Here is a 3,293-nt window from a genome sequence, read left to right on the forward strand (position 1 = left end):
ACGTGGGGCAGGGAGGTGGTGCGGAAGGCGGGGGAGGTACCGTCCGGGGGAGTGTTGAGCGGAGGGCCGTGGCGTGACGTGCAGGGAGCGACGATGAGCGACAACCCGTACGTCCGGGCCGACGAGGCGCTCACCCGGTGGCGGGAACGGCTGCTCGCCCTCAGCCGGGCCATCCACGCCGAACCCGAGACCGCGTTCGCCGAACACGCCGCCTCCGCCCACGTGGCCGACCTGCTGACGGACGCCGGCTTCGCGGTCGAACGCGGGGTGTGCGAGCTGCCCACCGCGCTGACCGCCGCCTACGGCGAGGGCGACCTCACCCTCGGGCTGTGCGCCGAGTACGACGCGCTGCCCGAGGTCGGCCACGCCTGCGGCCACAACCTGATCGCCGCGTCCGCCGTCGGCGCCGCGATCGCGCTGGCCTCCGTCGCCGGCGAACTCGGGTTCCGCGTCAAGCTCCTCGGCACCCCCGCCGAGGAACACGGCGGCGGCAAGGTGCTGATGCTGGAGCGCGGCGCCTTCGACGACGTCACCGTGGCGATGATGGTCCACCCCGGCCCCACCGACCTCACCTTCGGCGGTGACCGCACCACCGCCGCCGCCAGGTTCGAGGCCCGGTTCACGGGCCGCACCGCGCACTCCGCGAAGTCGCCGCACCTCGCCCGCAACGCCGGTGACGCCGCGGTGGTCGCCCAGGTCGCCGTCGGGCTGCTGCGGCAGCAGACCACCCCGGACGCCCGGATATCCGGCTTCGTCCGCGAGGCGGGGCGGCGCACCAACATGATCCCGGACCTCGCCGTCCTGGAGTACGAGGTCCGCGCGGCCACCGCGGAGGAACTCGCCCCGCTCACCGGCCGCGTGATGGACTGCTTCCGCGGCGCCGCCCTCGCCACCGGCACCGACGTCGAGATCGGCCGCACCCAGCCCGACTACCTCGACCTGCGCCAGGACCCGTGGCTGCTGAGGACGTACGAGGGGCACCTCGCCGACGTCGGCCGCACCGCCGACCCCCTCCCGCCGGGCAGCGTGACCGCCTCCACCGACATGGGCAACGTCAGCCACACGTTGCCGTCGATCCACCCGCACATCGGCGTCCTGGGATGCGAAGCGACCCCGCACAACGCCGAGTTCGCCGACGAGATGACCACCCCGGCCGCCGACGCCGCCCTGCTCGACGCGGCCACCCTGCTGGCCCGCACCGGCATCGACCTCGCCGCCGACGCCGGGCGCCGGCGGCACTACGTCGGCCTGCACCGGAGCCGGGAGCGGCACGGCGACCCCGGGCAGACGGGTCCAGGAGGGCGGGACGGCCGATGATGCGCGACCTGCTGCCGCCCGGTGTGCACGTGGCCGAGTCCTTCGGCGACCCGCCCGACGCCGTGCTGCTGCCCGAGGAGGAGCCGGCCGTCGCGCGCGCCGTGGACAAGCGCCGCCGCGAGTACACCACCGTGCGGCACCTGGCCCGGCAGGCGCTGGGCTGCCTCGGGCACGGAGCGGCCGCCCTGCCCCCCGGCGCCGACCGCGCGCCGCGCTGGCCCGCGGGAGTGGTGGGCGCACTCACGCACTGCGACGGCTACCGCGCTGCCGCCGTCGCGGACGCCGCCGCCCTGGCCTCCGTCGGTATCGACGCGGAACCCCACGAGGCCCTGCCGGAGGAAACGCTGGGCGGCGTCACGCTGCCCGAGGAGCGCGAACACCTCGCCCAACTGGTCACGGCACACCCGGCATTCAGCTGGGACCGGATTTTGTTCTCGGCGAAGGAGTCGGTGTACAAGGCCTGGTACCCGATCACCGGCGCCTGGCTCGGGTTCGAGCAGGCGGTCCTGACCTTCGACCCCGCCGGCTCCTTCCGCGCCCGCGTCCTGCCGGAAGCGGTCGTGCCCGGCGGACCGGTCGTCTTCGACGGCCGCTGGTGCGTGACCCGGGGCTTCGTCACCACCGCCGTCGTGGTGACGCGCCCCGACGCCACGGCTTCCACCGGCCGGTGCGGCTGCGGGGAAGTCTGAGACCGGTGCCGAGACGGAAGGCGGAACTCCTGGCCTGCGCCGCATGGGGGTTCATCGCCGCGTTCTTCGCGGCCGTGGCCGCGTGGACCGTGATGCTCGGGCTCGTCGGCGTGGGGCTGGTGGGAACCGAGGAGCCCTTGCGGATCACAGCGTGCCGGTGGGAAAGCGGTCCGCGGGGCGGCGCTGTCCATGTGTGCACCGGCAGGCTTGCATCGGGCCGCGAAATCGAGGGGCAGTTCCACGGCGAGCCGGGGGACACCATGTCGCTCCGCCGGACGTCAGGAGGTGTGGAAGCGGAGGCCGACACCGGTGTCGTGGCGTGGGCGGCGGCCGTGCTGCTTCCGGTCCTGCCGCTCACCCCGGCGGGCCTGGCCGCCTGGGCGTCCGTCAGGTCGTTCCGCCGGAGCGGAAAGCCGGTCGGGCAGGGCTGAGCCCGCCCGGGGCTCCCGTGTCACGCCGGCGAACCGCGCAGCGCGGCCACCACGTCCGCCGCGCACTCCGTCGGCAGCGAGTGGTGCCCCGCCCCCTGCACGGTGACCACCGTCGCGCCGGGCAGCAGCGCACGCGCCCGCCCGGCGACCTTCCGGGCGTCGTGGGCCCGGCTCCGCCCGGCGAGGAGGACGAATGTCGGCACCGCGCACCCCCGCAGCGCGGACGCGTCGGGACAGCGGGCGGGCAGCACCTTGGTGCGGCGGGCGCGCGCGGTCGCGCCGAGGAAGGCGGCCCAGGCGGGGTCGCCGGGCGGGCGGCCGGTCTCCCAGCGGTGGAAGGACAGCACCCGCTCCGGGGTGGGGCGCGCCAGCATCGGCAGCGCCCGCAGGACGTACGGCAGGCGCAGGCCGGCGAAGCAGCCGACCGGGTCCAGCAACGTCAGGCGGCTGAACCGTCCGGGTGCGCGGAGGGCCTGGTTCAGGGCGATCCACGCGCCGTAGGAGTGCCCGCACAGGGCGGTGCGCTCCAGGCCGAGGCCGTCGAGGACGGCGGTCAGCCAAACCGCCAGGTCGTCCGCGTCGCGCAACGGATCGCCGGCGGGAACGGTGCGGCCGAAGTCGCCGAGCAGGTCGACGGCGTACAGGCGATGGGTGCGGGCGAGTTCGGGGGCGACGGAGTACCAGGCCATGGAGGTGGCGCCGCCACCAGGGAGCAGCACCAGGGGCGGGGCGTCCTCGGGGCCGCAGACGTGGACCCGGGTGGAACCGAACCGCGTCGGCACGTCGAGGGCCCGCGTCTCCTCGGGCCAGCGGCGCAGCAACTCCTCGTACGCCGCGTCGAACGGGGAGGTTGCGG

The 3,293-nt window shown here is 75.4% G+C and carries 4 protein-coding genes; 3 read left to right on the forward strand and 1 reads right to left on the reverse strand.

From position 1 onward, the window contains the following. Nucleotides 1-93: 93 nt before the first annotated feature. Genes ACOV8S_RS05720 through ACOV8S_RS05730 form a run of 3 tightly spaced genes read left to right on the forward strand, consistent with a single transcriptional unit; the run spans nt 94 to nt 2,437 of the window. Nucleotides 94-1,317 (forward strand): amidohydrolase, encoded by a 1,224-nt coding sequence (locus tag ACOV8S_RS05720; RefSeq protein ID WP_448316433.1) that lies wholly within the window; start codon nt 94-96, stop codon nt 1,315-1,317. Then, the gene (locus tag ACOV8S_RS05725) at nt 1,314-2,006 is read left to right on the forward strand and encodes a 4'-phosphopantetheinyl transferase family protein (protein WP_448316434.1); all 693 of its coding nucleotides are present in this window, start codon (nt 1,314-1,316) and stop codon (nt 2,004-2,006) included. Before ACOV8S_RS05720 ends, ACOV8S_RS05725 begins: the two co-directional genes overlap by 4 nt. Nucleotides 2,007-2,011: 5 nt before the next feature. Continuing rightward, nucleotides 2,012-2,437, forward strand: a complete 426-nt coding sequence (locus ACOV8S_RS05730; protein WP_448316436.1) for a hypothetical protein — start codon at nt 2,012-2,014, stop codon at nt 2,435-2,437. Between the two features lie 20 nt (nt 2,438-2,457). Here ACOV8S_RS05730 and ACOV8S_RS05735 read toward each other — a convergent pair. After that, nucleotides 2,458-3,293: alpha/beta fold hydrolase (locus tag ACOV8S_RS05735; RefSeq protein ID WP_448316438.1), on the reverse strand; the 836-nt coding region annotated here is incomplete at its 5' end.

It is taken from the genome of Streptomyces sp. CO7, assembly GCF_053474865.1.

What these genes read in the sequence shown, in the direction of transcription:
- ACOV8S_RS05725 (WP_448316434.1), top strand. Translation starts at nt 1,314, where the DNA reads ATGATGCGCGACCTGCTGCCGCCCGGTGTGCACGTGGCCGAGTCCTTC.
- ACOV8S_RS05720 (WP_448316433.1), top strand. Translation starts at nt 94, where the DNA reads ATGAGCGACAACCCGTACGTCCGGGCCGACGAGGCGCTCACCCGGTGG.